The sequence below is a fragment of the Pelomicrobium sp. P1 genome, from assembly GCF_052805615.1.
Map to the genome: position 1 here is coordinate 28912 of NZ_JBRBEM010000007.1, position 21870 is coordinate 50781.

Here is a 21870-nt window from a genome sequence, read left to right on the forward strand (position 1 = left end):
AAGACGAAATTCGATGCTGAGGATCTACAACAGCCTTACCCGGCAGAAGCAGCCCTTCGTGCCCATCACGCCGGGCAAGGTGCGCATGTACGTGTGCGGCATGACTGTGTACGACTACTGCCACCTGGGCCACGCCCGGGTGATGGTGGTGTTCGACATGGTGGTGAAATGGCTGCGCGCCTGCGGCTTCGACGTCACCTACGTGCGCAACATCACCGACATCGACGACAAGATCATCAACCGGGCGCGGGAAAGCGGCGAGCCGGTGGAACGGCTCACCGAGCGCTTCATCCGAGCCATGCACGAAGACGCCGACCGGCTCGGAATCGAGCGGCCGACCCATGAGCCCCGGGCGACCCAGCACGTGGGGCACATGCTGGAGATGATCCGGATGCTGCTCGCCAAGGGCCTCGCCTACCAGGCGGCGAACGGGGACATCTATTACGCGGTGCGCAAGTTCCCGGCCTACGGCAAGCTCTCGGGCAAAACCCTGGAAGACCTGCGGGCGGGCAGCCGGGTGGAAGTGGATCCCCACAAGCAGGATCCCCTCGACTTCGTCCTGTGGAAGGCGGCCAAGCCGGGCGAGCCCCAATGGCCCTCGCCCTGGGGGCCGGGTCGGCCCGGCTGGCACATCGAGTGCTCGGCGATGAGCGAGCACTACCTGGGAGAGCACTTCGACATCCACGGCGGCGGGGAGGACCTGCAGTTCCCCCACCACGAGAACGAAATCGCCCAGTCCGAGGGCGCCCACGGCCACGTGTTCGTGAACTACTGGATGCACAACGGCTTCGTGCGCGTGGACAACGAGAAGATGTCCAAGTCCCTGGGCAACTTCTTCACCGTGCGGGAAGTATTGGAGAAGTTCCAGCCCGAAGTGGTGCGCTTTTTCATCCTGCGCGCCCACTACCGTAGCCCCCTCAATTATTCGGACCAGCATCTGCGCGAGGCCCGGGCCGCCCTTACCCGGCTCTACACGGCCCTCAAGGACGTGGAGGCGCCTGTGGACGGGGTCGACTGGAATGATCCCCGGGCCCGGCGCTTGCGCGAGGCCATGGACGACGATTTCGGCACGCCGGAGGCCATCGCCGTGCTGTTCGACCTGGCGAACGAGGTGAACCGCAGCCGCTCGCCCCGGGACGCCGCCCTGCTCAAAGGGCTGGGGGGCGTGCTGGGGCTGCTGCAGCAGGAGCCCCTCCAGTTCCTGCGGGAGGCGCCGGCGGCCGAGGCCGGCGCCTATTCCGCGGAACGCATCGAGCGGTTGATCGCCGCCCGGGCGGACGCGCGCCGGGCGCGCGACTTCGCCGAAGCCGACCGCATCCGGGAGGAGCTGGCGGCGGCGGGCATCGTGCTGGAAGACACGCCCAAGGGGACCCTGTGGCGCCGCGCCTAAGCCGGCTGCTGGTCCTGGCCCTGCTCCTGGTGGCGGGCGGCTGCGGGGAGGACCGGGGGCGGGACGGGACGGGCAAGGGCCTCGAAGAAGAGGTGCGGCAGACGGCACGGGCGGCGGTCGACCGGGCGCGGGAGGAAAAGGAAGCCTTCGTGCGCCGCACCGAGGAGGAGCTGGCGGCCCTGGAGAAGGAAGTGAAGGAGCTGCGCCGGCGGGCGGAGCGGGCCGGCTCGGAAGCCCGGGAGGCCCTCGAGAACGCCGCCCAGGCGCTGGAAGAGCAAGCCCGCGCGGCGCGGGAGCGGCTGGCCCGGCTCAAAGAGGCGGCGGGAGAGGCCTGGCGCGAGCTCCGGGAGGAGGTGAGGGAGGCCGTCGCCCGGGCCCGCCAGCAGTACCGGGAAATCATGGAGCGCCTGGGCGGAGGAGACGAGCGCGCCGCCTGACGCGGGCGCCTTCGTCCGGGGGCAAGGAGTCCGAGAATTGCCGTGAACGAGAACCTCAAGCGCAACCTCACCTCCTCCACCCTGTGGCTGCGGGCCCTCGCCATGCTGCTCATGGGGGTGGTCTACACCATCACCGAGCTGGTGCTCGTCGCCGTGATCGTGCTCCAGTTCCTGTTCCGCCTGGTCACCGGCGAACCCAACGGCAACCTCCTCCGCTTCGGCGCCCAATTGGCCGCCTTCGCTTACAACATCTTCCTGTTCCTCACGTTCAACACCGAGCAGAAACCTTTTCCGTTCCAGGATTGGGAGGCGAGCGCCCGCCCCTGGCGCCCGGCGGACGAGGGGGAAAATCGGAAAGTGGCGGCGCTTCTCACGCCCGATCCCCGGGACTGGCGGCCCGATCCGGAGGAATAGGGCCCCGCCGGGATGCAGGATCAAGACCTGCTGGTATGGGCGGTCCTGGCGGTGCTGGCCGCCACCGGCTATCTCACCTTGGTGGTGGCGCCGTCGAGGCGCTCCCAGCGGGAGCGCAGGGCCCGGCCCCTGCTGGAGCAGCGCTGCCCCTTAAGGGCCGGGATCGGCCCCCTGTTCTACCTGGGCGGATTCGGCCGGGTGGCCCTGTACGACGACTTCCTGGTGGCGATTTACCTCATGCGCGCCGAGCTGGACTATGCCGACATCGAGCGGGTGGAGTTCAAGCGCCAGCTCTTGCGCAAAGGCGTGTACTTCTATCCCCGGGCGGGCAAAGGGCCCCGCTACGTGGCGGTGTTTCCCCGGGATCCGGGGCCCCTGCTGGCGATCCTGCAGGCCAAGGGTTTTTCCATCGCCGGCTTGAGTAGTTCCTGGAACGTTTGAAGCTCGGACTTTGCGAAACGAGGAGCTCATGACGAGACGAATCCTGACGCTCACGCTGGCCCTGGGCTTGGGGACACCGACGCTCGCCCACCACGGCTGGAGTGGATACGACAGCTCGACCCCGCTCACCCTCACCGGCGTGATCAAGCGCTCCGGCTACGAGCATCCCCACGGCTTCATCGAACTGGAGACGCCGGGCAAAACCTGGCGGGTGGTCCTGGCGCCGCCCAGCCGTATGAGCAACCGGGGGCTTCCCGCCTCCGCGTTGACGCCGGGCACCCCGGCCACCGTGGAAGGCTATCCCCACCGCAGCGATCCCCAGGAGATGCGCGCGGAGCGCATCACCGTGGGGGGCAAGACCACGGAGCTGCGCTGAATGGCGCCGGAGGAGGCAGTGCTCCCCCTGGCGCTGGTGGAGGCGCTGCCCATCGCCCGAGCGATGCGGGAGAGCCTGTGGCTCTATCCCATCGTGGAGGTGGTGCATCTGCTCGGCCTCGCCGTCCTGGTAGGGGGCGTGGTGCTGTTCGACCTGCGGGTGCTGGGCGTCTCGAAGCGCCTGCCGGTGGGGGCCCTGGCCTGCCATCTCCTGCCCTGGAGCTTGGCTGCGTTGCTGCTCATCGTTCCCAGCGGCCTGCTCATGTTTTCGGCCCATGCCTCCGAATTCATCGCGAACCGGGTGTTCCTGCTCAAGATGAGCCTGCTGATGGCGGCGGGGATCAACGCCCTGATGTTCCACCTGGGCCCCTTCCGGCAGGCGGCGGCCTGGGACACGGACGTCCCGGCGCCCGGGTTGGCCCGGCTCCACGCGGGGGCCTCCATCCTGATCTGGATCGCCATCGTCGCCTGCGGCCGGCTCCTCGCCTACACTTAGAGCCCCGCACCGCCGGCTTCGCCATGGGATCCCTCATCGCCATCAAGATCGGGCTGCTGGCTTCCGCTCTAGTGATGGGAAGCATGGCCTTCTTCAGTGCCGTGGTGGCGCCCCTCGTCTTCACCCGGCTGGAGGCTGCCGCGGCGGGCCAGTTCCTTCGCGCCCTGTTTCCCTGGTACCACTTAGTGGTGGGGATCGGCGGGCTCGCGGCCGCCGGGGCGCTGGCTTGGGTGCGCCCGGCGGAGGCGGTCGTGATGGCCGCAGTGGGTTTCGCGGCGCTGGCCCTGCGCCGGTGGCTGTTGCCGGTCATCCAGCGGCACCGGGACGCGGCCGCGGCGGGGGACGAGGAAGCCCACGCCCGCTTCGACCGGCTCCACCGCCTGTCGGTGTGGATCAACGCCCTGCAGTTTCTCGGCGCGGTGGCGGTAGTGGCGCGGCTGGGCGGATGAAAGGGCGAACGCCTCAGACCCGCCGCCGGGGACCGGGACGCCCGTTTTCCACCGCGAATTCCGCCAGGGTGCGGATCGGGCTTTCCGGGTTCGCGACGTCGTGCAGGGCCCTAAGCCGCGCCACGGCCCGGTCCGGGGTGAGCTCCAGGGTGGTATAGCCGCGGAAGCGGCTGTCGGCGAACAGGATGTGGGGGTTGTCCTCCACCATTTCCTGGATCCGGCGCCAGGAGAAGCCCCGGGAGCTGATGGAGGTGGTGACCAGCTCGCTCGCCACCGGGGCCGAGCCGGGATCGTCGAAATCGATCTTGAGCTCGCTCACCGCGAAAGCGTGGATGTCGCCGCTCAAGATCAGGGGATTGGGGACGCCTTCGGCCGCCAGGGTTTCCAGCAGGCGCCTGCGGGCGGCCGGGTAGCCGTCCCAGCTGTCGGTCCAGAAAGCCTGGCCGGGCCCCGGCTGCCGGTCCGCTTGGGCCATCATGGTCTGCTGGGCGATCAGGTTCCACCTGGCCCGGGTCCGCTGGAGACCCTCCGTGAGCCAGCGCTCCTGGCGCAACCCCAGCATGGAGCGGGCCGGATCGAGCCGCTGCGGGCAGTTTTCCCGGTCCACCGTTCTGCCGCCGCTCCGCCAGGGCCGCGGGCAGGGCTGGGGATCCCGGTACTGGCGGCCGTCCAGGACGAAAAAGCGGGCCAGGGGGCCGAAGCCGGCCTGGGCGTAGAGTTGCATCGCGGGCCCGGAGGGCCGGGCGGTTCGGGGCAGGGGCATGTGCTCGTAATAGGCCTGGTAAGCCGCCGCCCGCCGGGCGAGGAAGGTCTCCCGCTCGTCCCAGTCCTGGCTCCGGTCGCCCGCGTAGTCGTTGTCCACCTCGTGATCGTCCCAGGTGGCGAGCCAGGGGAAGGCCGCGTGGGCCGCCTGGAGGGCGGGGTCCAGCCGGTACAGGGCATAGCGCCGACGGTAGTCTTCCAGGGTCAGCGCTTCCCCCGCCCCGTGGGAGCGTACCTTGTTCGCCGCAAGACCGCTGGATTCGTAGATGTAGTCCCCCACGTGCACCACCAGGTCCAGGGGCTCGGCGGCCATGTGGCGGTAGGCGGCGTAGTGGCCGTGCTCGTAGTGCTGGCACGAGGCGAAGGCCAGGGCCAGGCGGGAGACCGCCCCACCGGGAGCGGTGCGGGTGCGGCCCACGGGGCTCACCGCATCGCCGGTGCGGAAGCGGTAGTGGTACCAGCGGCCGGGCTCGAGCCCGGTCACTTCCACGTGGACCGCGTGGGCCAGTTCCGGCAGGGCCACGGCCTCGCCCCGGGCCAGGACCCGGGCGAAGGTCTCGTCGGTGCCCACTTCCCAGGCGACGGGCACCGGGGCGGGAGGCATGCCGCCGCCCGTCGCCAGGGGCTCCGGGGCGAGCCGCGTCCACAGCACGAAGCCGTGGGGACGCGGATAACCCGATGCGACCCCCAGGGTGAAGGGGTCGCGCCCGGCGGGAGCCGGCGCGACGACGCGGGGAGCGCAGCCCGCCGCCGCCAGGCCCGCGAGCCCGAGGAGAAAGGCGCGGCGGGTGAGGTTCATCCGGTGATTTGCTTCCGGTGCAGGATGAAGGAATGGTCCGAGGGATCCGCTCGAGCCGCCAAGTTTACAGCCCTCTTCATGAAATTTTTGAAACCGTGGGGCGGGATTTGTGCCCCGGCGAGTCCCCCTCTACTATGCCGGCATGGGTTTGCCTTCCCGTTGTGTCCTCGCCGCGCCGATTCTCTGGCTGGCAACGGCCTGCGCTCTTGGGGCCGAGCGGCTCGGGGCCTATGGCGCCGACCTGGCTGGAACCTCCGTCTCGGGGATCTCTTCCGGCGGCTACATGGCGGTCCAGTTCCATCTGGCCCATGGGACCCTGGTGGAGGGGGTGGGCGTCTTCGCCGCCGGGCCCTACGCCTGCGCCCAAGGAGATCTGGACAGCGCCCGTTTCTCCTGCATGGAAGGGGAGCCGGACGTGCCCCGACTCGTCGCCCTGACCCGCCGATGGGCGGCGGAGGGCCGGATCGATTCCCTCGCCCCCCTGGCCCGCGCCCGGGTGTGGGTGTTCTCGGGCTACAACGACGGGGTGGTGCGCCGTCCGGTGACCGAAGCCCTGGTGCGCTACTACGCCCATTTCGTGCCCCAGGCCCAGATCTTCCACCAGACGGCCCTTCCGGCGGGCCATGCCCAGGTGACCCGGGACTACGGCACCGCCTGTTCCATGACCGGCGGGCAGTACCTGGCCGATTGCGATTACGACGGCGCCGGGGCGCTTCTCCAGTTCCTCCACGGGCGTCTCGCGCCCCCCACCGCGGCGTCCCGGGAACGGCTCAGGCGCTTCGACCAGGGGGAATTCGCCGGCGGCGCCCCGCGCCGCATCGGCCTCGCCGACGAGGGCTACGTGTACGTGCCCCGGGCGTGCGAGGAAGAGGGCCGCTGCCGGGTGCACGTGGCCTTCCACGGCTGCCTGCAATATGCCGGCCGCATCGGCGACGCCTACGCACGCCACGCTGGCTACAACGCCTGGGCGGAGGCGAACCGCCTCATCGTGCTCTATCCCCAGACCACCGCCACCTGGGCCTGGCCGTTCAATCCCAAGGGGTGCTGGGACTGGTGGGGCTACACCGGTCCCGCCTATGCCCAGAAGGACGGCGCCCAGATCAAGGCGGTGCGGGCCATGCTGGACCGGTTGGCGGAGGGCGCTTCCAGCGGCCCGCAGATCCGGGCCGCGCTTCCTTCCGAGCCCGCCCTATGGGCGGATGCGGCCGAAGGCGCGGTGGCCCTCGCCTGGACGCCGGTGCCCGGGGCAAACGGCTACGAGGTGATCCGCGAGTCGGGGGATGGGCCGTCATCGGCGTTCCACCCGGTGCAGGGACCGAGCTTCGCCGACCACGGGCTTCGGCCCGAGACCGGGTACGCCTACCGGGTGTTGGCCCAAGTGGGGAACGAACGGCGGGAGGTCGGGCGCACGGTCCTGCGCACCCGGCCTCGGCCGCCCGCCTGCGATCCGTATTTCAGCGACAACGTGACCCACGTCCGGCGGGGCCGGGCCTACGTGGCGTGGGGCTGGACCTACGCCCGGGGGTCCCACGAGCCCATGGGACTGTGGTCGCCCTTCAAGGAAACGACCCTGCGGCGGGCGGACGGGGGCTACCGGGTCGGCCCGTGTCCCTGAGGGGGCCGGGACCGCCGGTTCCGGGATCGTTCCGCGTTCAATCCCCGGCCGGGGAGATGCGAAACTCCAGCACCGGCTCGCAGGCGCGCAGCGTTTCGGCGAGCCGCCGCATGTTGTCGGGGGAAGTGGTGCGGATCACCATGCCGTATTCGAAGAACCTGCCCTCGCCGGTCAGGCGATAGTTCATGTTGGCGATGCTGAAGCCGTGGGAGGCGATGAGCCGGCGCAGCTCCTGCTCGGGCATGGCCGCCTCTCGGGCGAATCGCACGTGATGGTGGGCGTAGAACTGGCTCGGCATGGCGTGCTCGATCCAGCGAAACACCGACAGGATGCCCAGCACTGCGAGGGTGGCCAGCACCGCGGCGAAATAGAAGCCCACCCCCACGAGAATGCCGACGGCCGCGGTGGCCCAGATGGAGGCGGCGGTGGTGAGACCCCGCACCGTCAAGCCCTCCTTGAAGATCACCCCCGCCCCCAGGAACCCGATGCCGGTCATGATCCCCTGGGCCATGCGGGTCGGGTCGGTGCGCACCGTCTCCAGGGGCACGCCGGGGAGCCATTGCCACTGGTAGAGGGTGACCAGCATGAGCATGCTCGAGGCGATGCACACCAGGGTATGGGTGCGGAAGCCCGCCGGCCGGCCGTGAAAGCTGCGCTCCAGGCCGATCGAGCCGCCCGCCACGGCGGCGCCGAGGAGGTGCAGGATCACGGTCAGGTAGGTTTCCGGCATAGGCTTCTCCCGTCCAGTTTCCCGCGGCCGGCCTAGGTGAGGGGATGGTCCACGATCTTACGGAACGCCGGGCGCTCCTCGAGGCGCCGGTACCAGGCGTCCAGATGGGCCATGGCGGGCCGCTCCACCGGGAGGTTGAACCAGCGCTGGGCCGCAGCCCCCAGGACGAGGTCGCCCATGGTGAGCTGGCTGCCGGCCACGAAGAGGCGTCCGTCGAGGGCCTCGTTCAGGATGCCGAACGCATCGATGGTTTTCTTACGGGCGTCCTCGATGTCCTGGGCGTTGCGCTTCTCCGGGGGCGTGCGCACCAGACCCCAGAACACCGGCCGCAGCCGCGGCCACAGGGTGGACATCTGCCAGTCCATCCACTTGTCGGCGTCGGCGCGCTCCACCGGATCCACGGGCCAAAGGCTTCCGGCTCCGTATCGGGCAGCGAGATAGCGCACGATGGCGTTCGACTCCCACAGCGTCAGAGGGCCGTCCTCGATGGTGGGCACCAGGCCGTTGGGGTTGAGCCTGCGGTACTGGGGGGTGTCTACCACGCCGTACTCCATGCCGGCGTCGATGCGCTGGTACTGGAGCCCCAGCTCCTCGGCGCACCACAACACTTTCTGCACGTTGATGGAATTGGCCCTGCCCCAGATCTTCAGCATGGAGTCCTCCTCGACGATGGGCGGTGGTGAGCTCGAGGACGGACGCGGCCTCGCGCCGGCGGGTCCGCAAGCCCGGGAATGGTGGGGGGCATTGTACTCTCCACGCTACGGCCAACGGAATCGGACCGGACGCCCGGCCGCAGCGCCTCCCGGCTAACATTTCCATTCGCGCCCATGCCAGCCCCCCCTTCATTCCCGTCTGGGGCCGCCCCGGCGCGCCATCCGCCGGGGCTCGCCCTCCTTTTCGTCACCGAGATGTGGGAGCGTTTCTCTTACTACGGCATGCGGGCCATCCTGGTGCTGTTCCTGATTGCGGCCCCCGAGGCGGGCGGCTTCGGCTGGAGCGTGGAGCAGGCGAGCCGGCTGTACGGCTGGTACACCGGCCTCGTTTATCTCACCCCAGTCATCGGCGGCTACCTGGCCGATCGGTGGCTGGGCACCCACCGGGCCCTGGTGGCGGGCGGCAGCATCATCGCGGCGGGGCATTTCTGCCTAGCCCTGGAGACTCTGGCCTCGTTCTACCTGGGGCTCGCCCTCATCATCGCCGGCACCGGTTTGTTCAAGTCCAACGTCTCCACCATGGTGGGCCAGCTCTACGGGCCCGAGGACCCCCGCCGGGATAGCGCCTTCACCTTGTTCTACATGGGGATCAACCTGGGGGGACTGGCCGGGTCCCTGGTTTGCGGCTACCTGGCGGAAAGTCCCCGCTTCGGCTGGCGTTACGGTTTCGCCGCGGCGGGGGTCGGCATGGTGCTGGGGCTGGCGGCCTACCTGGCGGGCCGTCCTCGGTGGCTCGGGGACGTGGGAGACCGCCCCGCCCGGGCCGTTGCGGTTTCGGCGGCGAGGGCTCCCTCCGGCCCGGAAGACCGGCATCGGGTGCTGGCCTTGTGCCTCACGTCGCTTTTCGTGGTCTTCTTCTGGATGGCCTACGAGCAGGCGGGCTCTAGCATGACCGTGTTCGCCGAGCGCTCCACCGACCGCAGCATCCCCGAATGGCTCGCCCCGCTAGTGCCCCTCACCTCGATTCCGGCCGCCTGGTTCCAGGCCCTCAACCCGGCCTTCATTCTGGTGCTGGCGCCCGTGGCCTCCGTCCTGTGGCGGCGCCTGGACGGGAGCGGCCGGGGACCGTCCACCCCCATGAAGATGGCCTTGGGCCTCTTTTTCCTGGGGGCGGGTTTCGCCGTCCTGGCGGTGGGCACGGCGGGCGGAGGGCCGGGGCTCGTGGGTCCGGGGTGGCTGGTGGCCGCCTACCTGCTCCACACGCTGGGGGAGCTGTGCCTGTCTCCCGTGGGGCTTTCCATGGTGACGCGGCTCGCGCCGGTGCGCTTCGCGTCCATGCTGATGGGGGTGTGGTTCCTCTCCAACTTCGCGGCGAACCTGATCGGAGGCTATCTGGCCGGGATGCTGGAGCGGGTAGCCAGCGGCGAATACTTCCGGCTGCTGGGCGGCCAGGCGGACTTCTTCCTGATCTTCGTGGTCACCTCCCTCGGGGCGGGGCTCGCCTTGGCGGCCCTCTCGCCTTGTCTTCGCCGGCTGGGCCACGGGCGCCTGTAGCGGGACGTCAAGGGGAGCAGGGCAGGATCAGGGCTGGAAAAACTCCCGCACCTTGTCCATCCAGCTCTTGTGGCGAGGGTTGTGGTGCTCGCCCCCCTCCCGGGAAAGGCGCTCGAACTCCTCCAGCAGCTCCTTTTGCCGGGGCGTAAGGTTGACCGGGGTCTCCACCACCACGTGAACCAGGAGGTCGCCGACGGCGTTCGAGCGCAGGGCCTTGATGCCCTTGCCCCGCAGCCGGAACACCTTGCCCGACTGGGTCTCGGGGGGAATGCGGATCTTGGCCGCCCCTTCCAGGGTGGGGATCTCGATCTCGCCCCCCAGGGCGGCGGTGGCGAAGCTGATGGGCATTTCGCAGTGGAGATCGTTGCCGTCCCGGGTGAACACCGGATGGGGCGCGATGTGGATCACCACGTAGAGGTCCCCCGGCCCGCCGCCCGAGAATCCCGCCTCCCCTTCGCCGGAGAGGCGGATGCGGTCCCCGTCGTCCACCCCCGGCGGGATCTTCACCGACAGGGTCTTGTGCTTCTTCACGCGGCCGCTGCCGCCACAGTTGCCGCAGGGATGGGGGACGTGCTTGCCCGTGCCGTGGCAGGTGGGGCAAGTTTGCTGGATGGAAAAGAAGCCCTGCTGCATCCGCACCTGGCCGTGGCCGCGGCAGGTGGGGCAGGTGACGGGACCGCTTCCCGGCCGAGCCCCCGACCCGTGACACGCTTCGCAGGTGGCTAGCGTGGGCACCCGGATCTTGGTCTCGGTGCCCCGCGCTGCCTGCTCCAGGGTGATCTCCAGGTTGTAGCGCAGGTCCGCACCCCGGTACATGGAGGCGCGGGTACGCCCGCCCGTGCCGAAGATGTCGCCGAAGATGTCGCCGAAGGCGTCGGCGAAGCTGCCGAAACCGCCGAACCCGGCCCCGGCGCCTGCGGCTGCGTCCACCCCGGCGTGGCCGAACTGATCGTAGGCGGCCCGCTTGTCCGGATCGGAGAGCACCTCGAAGGCCTCTTTGACCTCCTTGAAACGCTCCTCCGCCTGGGGGTTGTCCGGGTTGCGGTCCGGGTGGTACTTCATGGCGAGGCGCCGGTACGCCTTCTTGATTTCCTCGTCGGAGGCGTCCCGGTTGACGCCCAGCACCTCGTAGTAATCTCGCTTAGCCATGGCTCGGTGGCGGACCGCATAAGACGACAAGGCGCAGAGTATATGCCGAGAAGACCCGCCTTCTCAGCGTCTCTGCGCCTTTCCGTCCGTCAGGGCTGCCTACTTCTTGTCCTTGACTTCCTCGAACTCCGCGTCGACCACGTCGGAATCCTGCTTCTTGCCCCCTGCCCCCGAGGACGCGCCCGCCCCCGCGGCCTCCGCCTGGGTGCCGGCATACATCTTCTCCGCCAGCTTGTGGGAGGCTTCCGCCAGCGCCTGGGCCTTGGCGTCGATCTCCGCCTTGTCGTTGCCCTTGATGGCGGCCTCCGCCGCGGCGATGGCCGCCTCGATCTTGGATTTTTCCTCCGCCGAGAGCTTGTCGCCGTACTCCTTCAGGCTCTTGCGCACCGAGTGGATGAGCGCGTCCGCCTGGTTGCGGGCGTTGACCAGCTCGAACTGCTTGTGGTCCTCGGCCGCGTGCAGCTCGGCGTCCTTGATCATGCGCTGGATCTCTTCCTCGGTGAGGCCCGAGCCGGCCTGGATGCGGATCTTGGCCTCCTTGCCGGTCGCCTTGTCCTTGGCGGTTACGTGCAGGATGCCGTTGGCGTCGATGTCGAAGGTCACCTCGATCTGGGGCACGCCCCGGGGCGCCGGCGGGATGCCCTCCAGGTTGAACTGGCCAAGGCTCTTGTTGCCCGCCGCCATCTCCCGCTCGCCCTGCAGCACGTGAATGGTCACTGCCGTCTGGTTGTCTTCGGCGGTGGAGAATACCTGGGTGGCCCGGGTCGGGATGGTGGTGTTCTTCGGGATCAGCTTGGTGAATACGCCGCCCAGGGTCTCGATCCCCAAGCTCAACGGCGTGACGTCGAGGAGCAGCACGTCCTTCACCTCGCCCTGGAGCACCGCCGCCTGGATCGCGGCGCCGATGGCCACCGCCTCGTCCGGGTTCACGTCCTTGCGCGGCTCGCGCCCGAAGATCTCGCGCACCTTCTCCTGCACCTTGGGCATGCGGGTCTGCCCGCCCACCAGGATCACGTCGTCCAGGTCGGAGGGCTTCACTCCCGCATCCTTCATGGCGATCAGGCAGGGTTCCACCGTCTTCTCGATCAGGTCCTCCACCAAGCTTTCCAGCTTGGCGCGGGTGATTTTCACCACCAGGTGCTTCGGCCCGCTGGCGTCCGCCGTGATGTAGGGCAGATTTACCTCCGTCTGCTGGGCGGAGGAGAGCTCGATCTTGGCCTTTTCCGCCGCATCCTTCAGCCGCTGCAACGCCAGAACGTCCTTACGCAGGTCGATGCCGTGCTCCTTCTTGAACTCGTCGGCCAGGTAGTCGACGATCCGCTGGTCGAAGTCTTCGCCGCCGAGGAAGGTGTCGCCGTTGGTGGCGAGCACCTCGAACTGGTGCTCCTTGTCCACCTCGGCGATCTCGATGATGGAGATGTCGAAAGTCCCGCCGCCCAGGTCGTACACGGCGATCTTGCGGTCGCCCTCCTTTTTGTCCAGCCCGAAAGCGAGGGCTGCCGCGGTGGGCTCGTTAATGATGCGCTTCACGTCCAGCCCGGCGATGCGGCCCGCGTCCTTGGTGGCCTGGCGCTGGGAATCGTTGAAGTAGGCGGGTACGGTGATGACCGCCTCGGTCACCGGCTCGCCCAGGTAGTCCTCGGCGGTCTTCTTCATCTTCTTCAGCACTTCCGCCGAGACTTGAGGCGGCGCCAGCTTCCTGCCCCGCACCTCGATCCAGGCGTCGCCGTTGTCGGCCCGCACGATCTTGTAGGGCACCATCTTGATGGCCCGCTGCACCATCTCTTCGTCGTACTTGCGCCCAATCAGGCGCTTCACCGCGTACAGGGTGTTCTGGGCGTTGGTGATCTGCTGGCGCTTGGCCGGCGCTCCCACCAGGATCTCGCCCTCGTCGGTGTAGGCGACGACGGAAGGAGTCGTGCGCGAGCCTTCCGAGTTCTCGATGACCTTGACCTTGCCGTTCTCGATCACGGCCACGCACGAGTTGGTCGTCCCGAGATCGATGCCGACAATCTTGCCCATAAGCCTGTTCCTTTTTGAAAAGTCTGGATTTTTCCGTAGGTGGTAAATGCGGGCGCGGCTGCCCTATTTCAAGCCTCGGCCTTGGGCTTGGACACCACCACCAGCGCGGGACGGATCACTCGATCGTGCAACATATAGCCCTTCTGCATCACCTGCATCACCAGCCCGGCGGGGCCGTCGGACTCCACCGTGGTCATGGCGTGGTGGCGATGGGGATCGAACTTCTCGCCTTGGCCCGGGTTGATCTCCCGGATGCCGAATTTCTCGAACAACTGGTCGAGCAGCTTCAGGGTGAGCGCCACGCCCTCGCGCAACTGCTCGAAGGAAGCGTTCTCCACCGTGAGGGTGGTCTCCAGGCTGTCCTTGATGGGCAGCAACTGGGTCGAAAAGCTCTCCACCGCGTACTTGTGGGCGTTGGCGATCTCCGCCTCGGCGCGCTTGCGGAGGTTGTCCGCCTCCGCCTTCGCCCGCAGCCAGGCGTCGTAGTGTTCCTGGGCGGCTTGCTCGGCTTTTTTCAGCGTCTCCTCCAGACTGGCGATCACGTCGGGCTCCGGCGCCTGGGCTAGGGTTTGTTCAGGAGCGCCGGACGGGGCCGGCTCCCTTGCTTCCGTGGCTCCCTCGACGGCGGGGGCGCCCATCGGCTCCGGGGAAGGGACCTTGTCCCGCTCGATTTCTTGCATAGGCACGTTCCTCCAGTGAACTGAAGAATTAAATTTGCTATGGCGGCGCCCGCCGGGGATTTCAAGGGCTGTGGACGCGTTTTCCTCGCTATATTAGAGTGTGCTAATCTTTTTCAAGATGGCGGAGACGGCCAAAATCATCGACTTGCAGGGCGAGCCGGAAAGTCGGGTGCGCACCGCGGCTTTCTATGCCCTGCGGGACCTCGCCCGGGGGGAACGGGCCACGGTGCTGACCCGGGAGGAGCCCACCCTGGTGTTGGAGGCGGTCAACCTGCAGTTGCGCGGGCGGCTCGCCTGGCGGGTCTTCCCGGAAGGGGGGGCCTGGCGGGCCGAGGTGGGGCTCAAGGAGGATGCCCCGCCCCAGGACGCGATCGATCTCCTCACCCGGCACCACGCGTCCCTCGACCGCCTCTTTGTCCGGGCGCTCGAGCGGGTAAACGACGGGGCGGTGGCGGAGGCGGCCCCTTTGCTCGCTTCCTTTGCGGCCGAGCTGCGGGCCCACATCGCCTTCGAAGACGGCGTTCTCGCCCTGAGGCTCGCCGTTCCCGCCAGCCCGGCGGGGGACGATCCCCTGTCCATCATGCTGCGGGAACACCGGGAAATCCTCGCCCAGCTCGCCCTGCTGGAGGAGTGCCTGGCCCAAGAGCCCCCCGACAGGGCGGAGGTGGGCGCCTTCTGCGCCATCCTCTCGGGAACCCTGGCGAAGCACGAGCATCGGGAGGAAAACCACCTGTTTCCGCTATGGCGCCTGGGCCTCGACCGGCTCGCCCCGGCGGAGCGCCGGCGCCTGCTCGACGACCTGCTCGCCCGGCTGCCCTGGATGGATCCGCCCGGCTGAGCCCCTTCATTCCGCGGGGGTCGTTTCCGCCTCCCGCTTGGCGATGGGGGTGATCAGGACCCGGTCCACCCGCTTGCGTTCGTTGTCCACCACCTGGCGCCGGCGAAGACGCCCACCGCCGTGATGCCGATCTGGATGGTGGACAAGAACGGCCCCGGCTGCTCGGCCAGATGGAGCGCGGCGGCGGCGGCCGGGTCGCCCCGGTCCGCCCATTGGCGCAGCTGCAGCTTGCGGGCGGTGACGATCGCCAGCTCGGACATGGCCAGCACGCGGTTCAGAAGGATGAGGCTTCCGAGAATGAACAGGTCCATCGTTTTTTCCGTCGGGAGAGGAAAGGGGGTTGTGTTAGGCGGCAGGCGCCAGAACGGCATCGGCCTCCACGCCCGGGGACCTGCGGGGAAAGATCAGGCCTGGGCCCCCAGGGCCAGGGCCCGCTGCCGGGAGCGTTGCAGCGCCTCGGGCCCCGGTTCTCCTTCCAGCCACCCCTGCATGTGACCCTGGGCCAGCTCGGCCAGGGCGTGGATCCAGTCGGGCCGGTCGTTGAGGGCGGGGATGTAGTGGAACTCGCCACCTCCGGCGCCGAGGAACAGGGCCTTGCCCTCGATGGCGATTTCTTCCAAGGTTTCCAGGCAGTCGGCCACGAAGCCGGGGCAGATCACGTCCACCCGGCGCGTCCGAGCCCGGCCGAGGGCGACGAGGGTATCGGCGGTGTAGGGCTTCAGCCACTCGGCCCGCCCGAAGCGGGACTGGAAGGTGACTCGGTACTGGTCGGATTTGAGGCCCAGGGCCTCCGCCAGCAGCCGGCCGGTTTTCTGGCACTCGCAGTGGTAGGGGTCGCCCTTGTCCAGCGTATAGCGCGGCACCCCGTGGAAGCTCATGATGAGGAGCTCCCCCTGGCCGTGCCTTTCCCAGTGGTCCCTCACCCGACCCGCCAGGGCGGCGATGTAGCGGGCATGGTCGTGGAAGTGCTTGACGAGCCTCAGGGCCGGCACGTTGCGCATGGACTTCGCCGCCGCGAACACCGCGTCGAAGGCGCTTGCCGTGGTACTGGCGGAATACTGGGGGTACAGGGGCAGCACCAGCACCCGATCGCAGCCCAGGGCCTTGAGCTGCGCAAGCGCCTGGGCCACGGAAGGAGTGCCATAGCGCATGGCGTACTCCACCGCGGGGGCGGGCTTGATCCGCTCCCCCAGGGTGCCCAGCAGCAGCTTCGCCTGCCGCTCGGTGTGGAGGCGCAGGGGCGAGCCCTCAGGCGTCCAGATCTGGGCGTAGCGCTTGGCGGATTGTCTGGGACGGGTGGTGAGGATAAAGCCGTTTAGGATCAGCCACCACAGGGGGCGGGGAAGCTCCACCACCCGCGGGTCCCACAGGAACTCCTTGAGGTAGCGGCGCAGCGCGGCGGGCGTGGGGGCGTCCGGCGTGCCCAGATTGATGAGCAGCACCCCGGCTCGGGTCGGGCGTCCGTGCTGGAAAGGGGGCTCGGGGGAATAGGGCACGGGGGCTCAAGCTTGCCGGAGGGAGGACGTACCGCGGCGCCCGCCCCCTGGCCGCCCGGATCGGGCGTCTTGCGGTGGACGTCGCCTCATTGCTGGGACAGGGCCCCGGAGAGGAGCTTGGCCGTGATCTCCACTAGGGGGATCACCCGGTCGTAGGCCATGCGGGTGGGGCCCACCACGCCGAGCGTCCCCACCACCCGGCCGTCCACCTCGTAGGGGGCGGTGACCACGCTGCATTCGTCCAGGGGTACCACCCCCGACTCCTCGCCGATGAAGATCTTCACTCCCTGGGCCTGGCGGCTCGCTTCCAGCAGCCGGAGCAGGTCGGTTTTGCGCTCGAACAGATCGAAGAGCTGGCGCAGCCGCGACCTGTCGGAGGACAGATCGCGGATGTCCAGCAGGTTGTGCTCTCCGGTGACCACCACCGCGTCCCGGGTGTCCTGCACAGCTTCGCTTCCCGCCTCAATGGCGGAGGTCATGAGCTCGACCATCTCCCGCCGCAGATCGGTAAGCTCCTGCTTCAAGCGCCCCCTGATCTCGTCGAAGGTGAGCCCGGCGTAGTGCTGGTTGAGGTAGTTGGAGGCCTCGGCCAGCTCGGAAGCGCTGTAGCCGCGCTCCGGGACGATGACCCGGTTCTGGACACTGCCTTCGGGCGTGACGATGATGAGGAGCAGCCGCCGCTCCGAGAGCTTCAGGAACTCGATGTGGCGGAAGGCCGGGACGTCGGGCCGGGGCAGCATCACCACGCCGGCAAAGCGGGTGAGCTGGGAAAGCAATTGGGAGGCGGCGTTCACCAGACGCTGGGGGTTATCCGGGTGCAGGTGCTCCGACAGCTCGGCTACTTGGCGCTCCTCCAGGGGCTTCACCACCAGAAGGCTGTCGACGAACAGCCGGTAGCCTCGGACCGTGGGCACCCGGCCGGCCGAGGTGTGGGGACTGGCGACGAGGCCCATATCCTCCAGGTCGGCGATCACGTTGCGGATGGTGGCCGGGGACAGGTCCAGCCCGGAGTACTTGGAAAGGGAGCGCGAGCCCACCGGATCGCCCTCCACGATGTAGCGCTCCACCAGGGTCTTCAGGAGAATCTGGGCCCGCTCGCTCAGCATGGGAAAATTCTACAACCGCCCCTCCGGCGGCACCAGCCGCAGCCTTAAGGGCGCCGGCCCCGCTTCGCCCGGTCGTTTTGTGGTTTAATCCCCGCGATGAACGAGTCCTTCAAGACCATCGCCCTGGTGGGGAAGTTCAAGAGCGCCGAGATCGCCGGGCCGCTCCTCAAGCTTGGCGCCTACCTGAAAGAGCGCGGCATCGAGGTGTTGGTGGACCGCCTGACCGCGACCCACCTGGGGCAAGCCGGCTACCCGGCCCTCACCCTGGACGAGATCAGCCGCCGGGCGCAACTGGCGGTAGTACTGGGCGGCGACGGCACCATGCTCAACATCGCCCGCACCCTCGCGCCCTACGGAGTGCCCCTGGTGGGCGTCAACCAAGGGCGTCTCGGTTTTCTCACCGACATCTCGGTGGACACCATGCTGGAAACCCTGGGCGCCATGCTGGACGGGCAGTACGTGGTGGAGGAGCGCATGCTGCTCGCGGGAGAGGTGGTCTCGTCCCAAGCCGTGGTGTTCCAGGGGCTCGCCCTCAACGACGTGGTGGTGCACCGGGGCACCAAGGGGAGCATGATCGAGTTCGAGGTGCGCCTGGACGGCCAGTTCGTCTATAGCCAGCGCTCCGACGGGCTCATCGTGGCCACTCCCACCGGCTCCACCGCCTATGCCCTTTCCGCCGGCGGCCCCATTGTCCACCCGGGGCTTAAGCTCATCACCCTGGTGCCCATCTGCCCCCATACCCTCTCCAACCGGCCCATCGTGATCGGCGCGGACTCGGTGGTGGAGATTCTGATGCACGAGACCAACAGCTCTCGGGTGCATTTCGACAGCCACTCCCACGCGGAGCTGCGGGAAAACGACCGGGTGGTGGTGAAGCGCTCGCCTAGCCCAGTCAGGCTCCTCCACCCGGTGGGGCACAGCTACTACCACATGCTGCGGGAGAAGCTGCGCTGGAGCGAGCAGCCCTTTTTCCAGTCCCAGTCGTAGCCCGCGCCACCCGTACCAGCCATGCTACGGTACCTGCGTATCCGTGATTTCGTGATCGTGGAAGAGGTGGAGCTGGAGTTCGCCCCCGGCTTCACCGCCCTCACGGGGGAGACCGGCGCCGGCAAGTCCATCCTGATCGACGCCCTGGCCCTGGTGCTGGGGGAGCGGGCGGACGCGGGAGTGGTGCGAAGGGGCGCGGCGCGGGCGGAGATCGCCGCCGAGTTCGACGTCTCCCGGCTCCCCGGGGTTGAAGCCTGGCTGGCGGAGGGGGGCTTCGACGCCGAGCCGGGAAGCTGCCTGCTGCGCCGGGTGCTAGAGCTCTCCGGCCGCTCCCGGGCCTTCATCAACGGGGCGAGCGCCACCGTACAGCAGCTTAGGGAGGTGGGGGAGCGCCTGGTGGACATCCACGGCCAGCATGCCCACCAGTCCCTGCTGCGCGGCGACTACCAGCGGGAACTGCTAGATGCCCTGGGCGGGCAGACGGCCCTGGCCCAGGAAGTGGCGGCGGCCTACCGCCAGTGGCAGACCCTGCGCGCCCGGCGTATCGAGTGGCAGAAAAACGAGCAGGCCCTCGCCCGGGAACGGGACGAGCTGGAGCGGGACCTGAAGGAGCTGGAGGCCCTCGCTTTTTCCCCCGACGAGTGGCAGGCCCTGCAGGCGGAACACAAGCGGCTTGCCCACGCCGCCGCCCTGCTGGAGGGCGCTCAAGGGGCCCGAGAGGCCCTCGAGGGGACGGATGGGGCGGTGCTGGCCCAAGTCCGGGGGGTGATCCAGCGCCTTTCCGCTCTTACCGACTACGATTCCCGGCTCAAGGAGGCGCTGGAGCTTCTGGAGCCGGCGGAGATCCAGCTCAAGGAGGCGCTCTACAGCCTGAACCGCTACGCTTCCCGCCTGGAGCTGGACCCGGACCGGCTCGCCCAGGTGGAGAGCCGCCTGGCGGCGATCCACGGTTGCGCCCGCAAGCACCGGGTGACGGTGGAGGAGCTGCCGGAGCGGCTAGCCCGGGTACGGGAGCGGCTGGACGAGATCGGCGGGGCGGCGGGCCTCGAGGCCCTGATGGCCCAGGAAGAGGCAGCGCGGGAGGCCTATCTGGAGCGGGCGCGCCGGCTCTCCCAGGGCCGGAGAAAAGCCGCGGAGACCCTCTCGGAGGCGGTCACCCGGGCGTTCAGGGACCTAGCCCTGGGGGGCGGCCGTTTTACGGTCGCCTTCCACCCGGCGGATCCGGGAGGCAGCTTCGGCCTGGAGCAGGTGGAGTTCCAGGTGGCGACCCATCCGGGAACTCCGCCGGGCCCCCTGGGGAAAGTCGCCTCAGGAGGGGAGCTTTCCCGCATCAGCCTGGCGATCCAGGTGATCGCCAGCCGCGTGGCCCAGGTGCCCACCCTGATCTTCGACGAGGTGGACGCAGGCATCGGCGGCAAGGTGGCGGAGATCGTGGGGCGGCTCCTCAAGCAGTTGGGGACCTTGCACCAGGTGATGTGCGTGACCCACCTGCCCCAGGTGGCCGCCGCCGCGGACCATCAATGGCAGGTCACCAAGCTGGCACGGGACGGGGCGGTGGTGAGCCGCATCCGGCGGCTGGAAGCAGAGGAGCGGATCGACGAGATCGCCCGCATGGTGGGGGGCATGAAAATCACCGAGACCACCCGTCGGCACGCGCAAGAAATGCTCAAGGCCGTGCGGAACGGGGCTTGAGGGGGGAAAGCTCGCCTCACCCCGGGCGCTTCGCCCCCTTCAGGTGGGGGCAGTTTGGCTTGGTGCAGTCGGCGTAGATGTGCAGGGAATGGTCGTGGATGGTGAATCCCCGGTCCTTGGCGATCTTTACCTGGCGGCGCTCGATCTCGGGATCGTAGAACTCCTCCACCCGCCCGCACTGCAGGCAGACTAGGTGATCGTGGTGCCCGCCCTGGTTCAGCTCGTAGATGGCCTTGCCGCTTTCGAAGTGGTGCCGCATGAGGATCCCGGCCTGCTCGAACTGGGTGAGCACCCGGTACACCGTGGCGAGGCCCACGTCGATGCCCTCGGCGATGAGCTGCTTGTACACGTCTTCGGCCGAGAGGTGCCGCACCTTGCTGGTCTCGAACAGGTTGAGGATCTTGATCCGCGGCATGGTGGCTTTAAGCCCCATGGTCTTCAGCGCGTCGGGCGTGCTCATGGCATCCTCTCGGTGCAAGCGTCCTTTCGGGTATCATAAAACGTTCACGTCACGTTGAAAACGACACCTCGATCGATGTGCCGGTTCCTGCCCCTGTCTATTGTGCTGTGGCTCGCCGCCTGTTCCGGCTACCTGGGCCTCACCCCCTACCGGATGGACGTGCAGCAGGGCAACGTGGTGACCCAGGAGATGGTGTCCCGGCTCAAGCCCGGGATGACCCGGGAGCAGGTGAGGTTCATCCTGGGCACGCCCCTGGTGGCCGACCCGTTCCACGCGGACCGCTGGGATTACGTGTACCGGCTAGAGAAGCGGGGGGAGCTGGTGGAGGAGCGCAAGCTCACCGTGATCTTCGAGGAGGGGCGGTTGAAGCGGGTTGAGGGCGACGTGGTGGCGGCCCCGCCGGGAGAGGCCCCGGCGGCCGAGGCCCACCGCGGCGCGACCGCGGCCCGCTAGCCCGGGCAAGCCGATGGAGCCCATTCGCGTCGCCGTCGCGGGAAGCTCCGGGCGCATGGGGCGGGCGCTCCTGGAGGCGATCGCCGCGGCTCCCGACCTGCGACTGCACGCCGCCCTGGATCGGCCCGGCAGCCCGGTCCTTGGCCGGGACGCGGGGGAGCTCGTCGGCGCGCCCAACGGGGTGACCGTCACCGACGACCTGGCCGCGGCCCTCTCCGGCGCCCAGGTGCTCATCGATTTCACCCGGCCCGAAGGAACCCTGGAACACTTGCGGGCCGCCACCGTCCGGGGGGTCAACCTGGTCATCGGCACCACCGGATTCACCGAACCCCAGAAGCAGGCGATCGCCGAAGCCGCTCGGACCGTAGCCATCGTCCAGGCGCCCAACTTCAGCGTGGGCGTCAACCTGGCGCTCAAGCTCCTCGACCTGGCGGCCCGGGTGCTCGCTCAGGGCTACGACGTGGAGATCGTGGAAGCCCACCACCGGCACAAGGTGGACGCCCCGTCGGGGACCGCGCTGCGGATGGGGGAGGTGGTGGCCCGGGCCCTCGGCCGAAACTTACGCGAGTGCGCCGTTTACGGCCGGGAGGGGATCACGGGAGAGCGGCCGGAGAAGGCCATCGGCTTCGCCACGGTGCGGGGAGGGGACATCGTGGGTGAACATACCGTCATCTTCGCCGGCACCGGCGAGCGGCTGGAAATCAGCCACAAGGCCGGCAGCCGCGCCACCTTCGCCCAAGGGGCGCTACGGGCAGCCCGGTTCGTCGCGGGGCGGCCCCCGGGGCTCTTCGACATGCAGGACGTGCTGGGCCTGGGCTGAAAAGCTCCGCCGCGGGGACCTCATCGGACGTCCCCGTCCCGGGGCCTCGATT

Annotated in this window: 24 protein-coding genes; 14 read left to right on the forward strand and 10 right to left on the reverse strand. The window is 68.7% G+C overall.

Features of this window, described 5'->3' with window-relative positions; translation table 11 throughout:
- Window positions 1-13: 13 nt before the first annotated feature.
- Genes cysS through ACUVYZ_RS08375 form a run of 7 tightly spaced genes read left to right on the forward strand, consistent with a single transcriptional unit; the run spans window position 14 to window position 4002 of the window.
- Complete coding sequence (gene cysS, locus ACUVYZ_RS08345) at window positions 14-1390, forward strand: cysteine--tRNA ligase (protein ID WP_439934153.1); 1377 nt, start codon at window positions 14-16, stop codon at window positions 1388-1390.
- Window positions 1375-1827, forward strand: coding sequence for a hypothetical protein (locus ACUVYZ_RS08350; protein WP_439934154.1), 453 nt, complete (start codon window positions 1375-1377; stop codon window positions 1825-1827). Before cysS ends, ACUVYZ_RS08350 begins: the two co-directional genes overlap by 16 nt.
- 42 nt (window positions 1828-1869) lie before the next feature.
- Window positions 1870-2241 (forward strand): DUF4389 domain-containing protein, encoded by a 372-nt coding sequence (locus ACUVYZ_RS08355; RefSeq protein ID WP_439934155.1) that lies wholly within the window; start codon window positions 1870-1872, stop codon window positions 2239-2241.
- 12 nt (window positions 2242-2253) lie between these two features.
- Window positions 2254-2682 (forward strand): hypothetical protein, encoded by a 429-nt coding sequence (locus tag ACUVYZ_RS08360; protein ID WP_439934156.1) that lies wholly within the window; start codon window positions 2254-2256, stop codon window positions 2680-2682.
- A 28-nt stretch (window positions 2683-2710) separates the two neighbouring features.
- Window positions 2711-3058, forward strand: coding sequence for a DUF6152 family protein (locus ACUVYZ_RS08365; RefSeq protein ID WP_439934157.1), 348 nt, complete (start codon window positions 2711-2713; stop codon window positions 3056-3058).
- Window positions 3059-3553, forward strand: coding sequence for a DUF6644 family protein (locus ACUVYZ_RS08370; protein WP_439934158.1), 495 nt, complete (start codon window positions 3059-3061; stop codon window positions 3551-3553).
- Between the two features lie 23 nt (window positions 3554-3576).
- Window positions 3577-4002 (forward strand): DUF4149 domain-containing protein, encoded by a 426-nt coding sequence (locus ACUVYZ_RS08375; RefSeq protein ID WP_439934159.1) that lies wholly within the window; start codon window positions 3577-3579, stop codon window positions 4000-4002.
- Between the two features lie 13 nt (window positions 4003-4015).
- On the opposite strand, the gene ACUVYZ_RS08380 is transcribed toward ACUVYZ_RS08375, so the two are convergent.
- Window positions 4016-5563 (reverse strand): alkaline phosphatase D family protein, encoded by a 1548-nt coding sequence (locus ACUVYZ_RS08380; protein WP_439934160.1) that lies wholly within the window; start codon window positions 5561-5563, stop codon window positions 4016-4018.
- 109 nt (window positions 5564-5672) lie between these two features.
- Between ACUVYZ_RS08380 and ACUVYZ_RS08385 the strand changes: the two genes are divergently transcribed.
- Window positions 5673-7178 carry an extracellular catalytic domain type 2 short-chain-length polyhydroxyalkanoate depolymerase gene (locus tag ACUVYZ_RS08385; RefSeq protein WP_439934161.1) on the forward strand — a complete coding sequence of 502 codons (1506 nt, stop codon included), beginning with the start codon at window positions 5673-5675 and terminating at the stop codon, window positions 7176-7178.
- Window positions 7179-7215: 37 nt separating this feature from the next.
- Here ACUVYZ_RS08385 and ACUVYZ_RS08390 read toward each other — a convergent pair whose 3' ends face one another.
- Together ACUVYZ_RS08390 and ACUVYZ_RS08395 are read right to left on the reverse strand one after the other, a co-directional pair.
- Complete coding sequence (locus tag ACUVYZ_RS08390) at window positions 7216-7908, reverse strand: MgtC/SapB family protein (protein WP_439934162.1); 693 nt, start codon at window positions 7906-7908, stop codon at window positions 7216-7218.
- A gap of 32 nt (window positions 7909-7940) precedes the next feature.
- Window positions 7941-8561, reverse strand: a complete 621-nt coding sequence (locus ACUVYZ_RS08395) for a glutathione S-transferase family protein (RefSeq protein ID WP_439934163.1) — start codon at window positions 8559-8561, stop codon at window positions 7941-7943.
- Window positions 8562-8735: 174 nt separating this feature from the next.
- Here ACUVYZ_RS08395 and ACUVYZ_RS08400 point away from each other — a divergent pair, with 174 nt between their 5' ends.
- Window positions 8736-10115, forward strand: a complete 1380-nt coding sequence (locus ACUVYZ_RS08400) for a peptide MFS transporter (protein WP_439934164.1) — start codon at window positions 8736-8738, stop codon at window positions 10113-10115.
- Between the two features lie 27 nt (window positions 10116-10142).
- On the opposite strand, the gene dnaJ is transcribed toward ACUVYZ_RS08400, so the two are convergent.
- The 3 genes from dnaJ to grpE form a co-directional block, all read right to left on the reverse strand.
- Window positions 10143-11264 carry a molecular chaperone DnaJ gene (gene dnaJ, locus ACUVYZ_RS08405; protein WP_439934165.1) on the reverse strand — a complete coding sequence of 374 codons (1122 nt, stop codon included), beginning with the start codon at window positions 11262-11264 and terminating at the stop codon, window positions 10143-10145.
- Between the two features lie 99 nt (window positions 11265-11363).
- Window positions 11364-13334, reverse strand: a complete 1971-nt coding sequence (dnaK, locus tag ACUVYZ_RS08410) for a molecular chaperone DnaK (RefSeq protein ID WP_439934289.1) — start codon at window positions 13332-13334, stop codon at window positions 11364-11366.
- A 20-nt stretch (window positions 13335-13354) separates the two neighbouring features.
- Window positions 13355-13966, reverse strand: coding sequence for a nucleotide exchange factor GrpE (gene grpE, locus ACUVYZ_RS08415; protein ID WP_439934166.1), 612 nt, complete (start codon window positions 13964-13966; stop codon window positions 13355-13357).
- Between the two features lie 118 nt (window positions 13967-14084).
- On the opposite strand from grpE, the gene ACUVYZ_RS08420 reads away from it, so the two are divergent.
- The gene (locus ACUVYZ_RS08420) at window positions 14085-14804 is read left to right on the forward strand and encodes a hemerythrin domain-containing protein (protein WP_439934167.1); all 720 of its coding nucleotides are present in this window, start codon (window positions 14085-14087) and stop codon (window positions 14802-14804) included.
- Between the two features lie 53 nt (window positions 14805-14857).
- Here the strand turns inward: ACUVYZ_RS08420 and ACUVYZ_RS08425 are convergent, their stop codons facing one another.
- The 3 genes from ACUVYZ_RS08425 to hrcA all read right to left on the reverse strand — a co-directional run bounded on the left by ACUVYZ_RS08425 (window position 14858) and on the right by hrcA (window position 17406).
- Window positions 14858-15115, reverse strand: a complete 258-nt coding sequence (locus ACUVYZ_RS08425; protein ID WP_439934168.1) for a CNNM domain-containing protein — start codon at window positions 15113-15115, stop codon at window positions 14858-14860.
- A gap of 93 nt (window positions 15116-15208) precedes the next feature.
- Entirely contained in the window at window positions 15209-16300 is a 1092-nt protein-coding gene (gene hemH, locus ACUVYZ_RS08430; RefSeq protein ID WP_439934169.1) for a ferrochelatase, read from the reverse strand.
- Window positions 16301-16386: 86 nt separating this feature from the next.
- The gene (gene hrcA, locus ACUVYZ_RS08435) at window positions 16387-17406 is read right to left on the reverse strand and encodes a heat-inducible transcriptional repressor HrcA (RefSeq protein WP_439934170.1); all 1020 of its coding nucleotides are present in this window, start codon (window positions 17404-17406) and stop codon (window positions 16387-16389) included.
- A gap of 96 nt (window positions 17407-17502) precedes the next feature.
- Here hrcA and ACUVYZ_RS08440 point away from each other — a divergent pair, with 96 nt between their 5' ends.
- On the forward strand, window positions 17503-18393 hold the full coding sequence (locus ACUVYZ_RS08440) for an NAD kinase (RefSeq protein WP_439934171.1): 891 nt from the start codon (window positions 17503-17505) through the stop codon (window positions 18391-18393).
- 21 nt (window positions 18394-18414) lie between these two features.
- On the forward strand, window positions 18415-20085 hold the full coding sequence (recN, locus tag ACUVYZ_RS08445; protein WP_439934172.1) for a DNA repair protein RecN: 1671 nt from the start codon (window positions 18415-18417) through the stop codon (window positions 20083-20085).
- Between the two features lie 16 nt (window positions 20086-20101).
- On the opposite strand, the gene fur is transcribed toward recN, so the two are convergent.
- Entirely contained in the window at window positions 20102-20545 is a 444-nt protein-coding gene (fur, locus tag ACUVYZ_RS08450; protein WP_439934173.1) for a ferric iron uptake transcriptional regulator, read from the reverse strand.
- Window positions 20546-20620: 75 nt separating this feature from the next.
- Between fur and ACUVYZ_RS08455 the strand changes: the two genes are divergently transcribed.
- Both ACUVYZ_RS08455 and dapB read left to right on the forward strand, forming a co-directional pair.
- On the forward strand, window positions 20621-20998 hold the full coding sequence (locus tag ACUVYZ_RS08455; RefSeq protein ID WP_439934174.1) for an outer membrane protein assembly factor BamE: 378 nt from the start codon (window positions 20621-20623) through the stop codon (window positions 20996-20998).
- A gap of 13 nt (window positions 20999-21011) precedes the next feature.
- Window positions 21012-21818, forward strand: coding sequence for a 4-hydroxy-tetrahydrodipicolinate reductase (gene dapB / locus ACUVYZ_RS08460; RefSeq protein ID WP_439934175.1), 807 nt, complete (start codon window positions 21012-21014; stop codon window positions 21816-21818).
- Window positions 21819-21870 lie beyond the last annotated feature (52 nt).

Excerpts from the sequence above, each read along its gene's own strand:
- cysS (WP_439934153.1), top strand. The coding sequence starts at position 14 with ATGCTGAGGATCTACAACAGCCTTACCCGGCAGAAGCAGCCCTTCGTG.
- ACUVYZ_RS08360 (WP_439934156.1), top strand. The coding sequence starts at position 2,254 with ATGCAGGATCAAGACCTGCTGGTATGGGCGGTCCTGGCGGTGCTGGCC.
- ACUVYZ_RS08365 (WP_439934157.1), top strand. The coding sequence starts at position 2,711 with ATGACGAGACGAATCCTGACGCTCACGCTGGCCCTGGGCTTGGGGACA.
- ACUVYZ_RS08370 (WP_439934158.1), top strand. The coding sequence starts at position 3,059 with ATGGCGCCGGAGGAGGCAGTGCTCCCCCTGGCGCTGGTGGAGGCGCTG.
- ACUVYZ_RS08375 (WP_439934159.1), top strand. The coding sequence starts at position 3,577 with ATGGGATCCCTCATCGCCATCAAGATCGGGCTGCTGGCTTCCGCTCTA.
- ACUVYZ_RS08380 (WP_439934160.1), bottom strand. The coding sequence starts at position 5,563 with ATGAACCTCACCCGCCGCGCCTTTCTCCTCGGGCTCGCGGGCCTGGCG.
- ACUVYZ_RS08390 (WP_439934162.1), bottom strand. The coding sequence starts at position 7,908 with ATGCCGGAAACCTACCTGACCGTGATCCTGCACCTCCTCGGCGCCGCC.
- ACUVYZ_RS08395 (WP_439934163.1), bottom strand. The coding sequence starts at position 8,561 with ATGCTGAAGATCTGGGGCAGGGCCAATTCCATCAACGTGCAGAAAGTG.
- ACUVYZ_RS08400 (WP_439934164.1), top strand. The coding sequence starts at position 8,736 with ATGCCAGCCCCCCCTTCATTCCCGTCTGGGGCCGCCCCGGCGCGCCAT.
- dnaJ (WP_439934165.1), bottom strand. The coding sequence starts at position 11,264 with ATGGCTAAGCGAGATTACTACGAGGTGCTGGGCGTCAACCGGGACGCC.
- grpE (WP_439934166.1), bottom strand. The coding sequence starts at position 13,966 with ATGCAAGAAATCGAGCGGGACAAGGTCCCTTCCCCGGAGCCGATGGGC.
- ACUVYZ_RS08420 (WP_439934167.1), top strand. The coding sequence starts at position 14,085 with ATGGCGGAGACGGCCAAAATCATCGACTTGCAGGGCGAGCCGGAAAGT.
- ACUVYZ_RS08425 (WP_439934168.1), bottom strand. The coding sequence starts at position 15,115 with ATGGACCTGTTCATTCTCGGAAGCCTCATCCTTCTGAACCGCGTGCTG.
- hrcA (WP_439934170.1), bottom strand. The coding sequence starts at position 17,406 with ATGCTGAGCGAGCGGGCCCAGATTCTCCTGAAGACCCTGGTGGAGCGC.
- ACUVYZ_RS08440 (WP_439934171.1), top strand. The coding sequence starts at position 17,503 with ATGAACGAGTCCTTCAAGACCATCGCCCTGGTGGGGAAGTTCAAGAGC.
- recN (WP_439934172.1), top strand. The coding sequence starts at position 18,415 with ATGCTACGGTACCTGCGTATCCGTGATTTCGTGATCGTGGAAGAGGTG.
- fur (WP_439934173.1), bottom strand. The coding sequence starts at position 20,545 with ATGAGCACGCCCGACGCGCTGAAGACCATGGGGCTTAAAGCCACCATG.
- ACUVYZ_RS08455 (WP_439934174.1), top strand. The coding sequence starts at position 20,621 with ATGTGCCGGTTCCTGCCCCTGTCTATTGTGCTGTGGCTCGCCGCCTGT.
- dapB (WP_439934175.1), top strand. The coding sequence starts at position 21,012 with ATGGAGCCCATTCGCGTCGCCGTCGCGGGAAGCTCCGGGCGCATGGGG.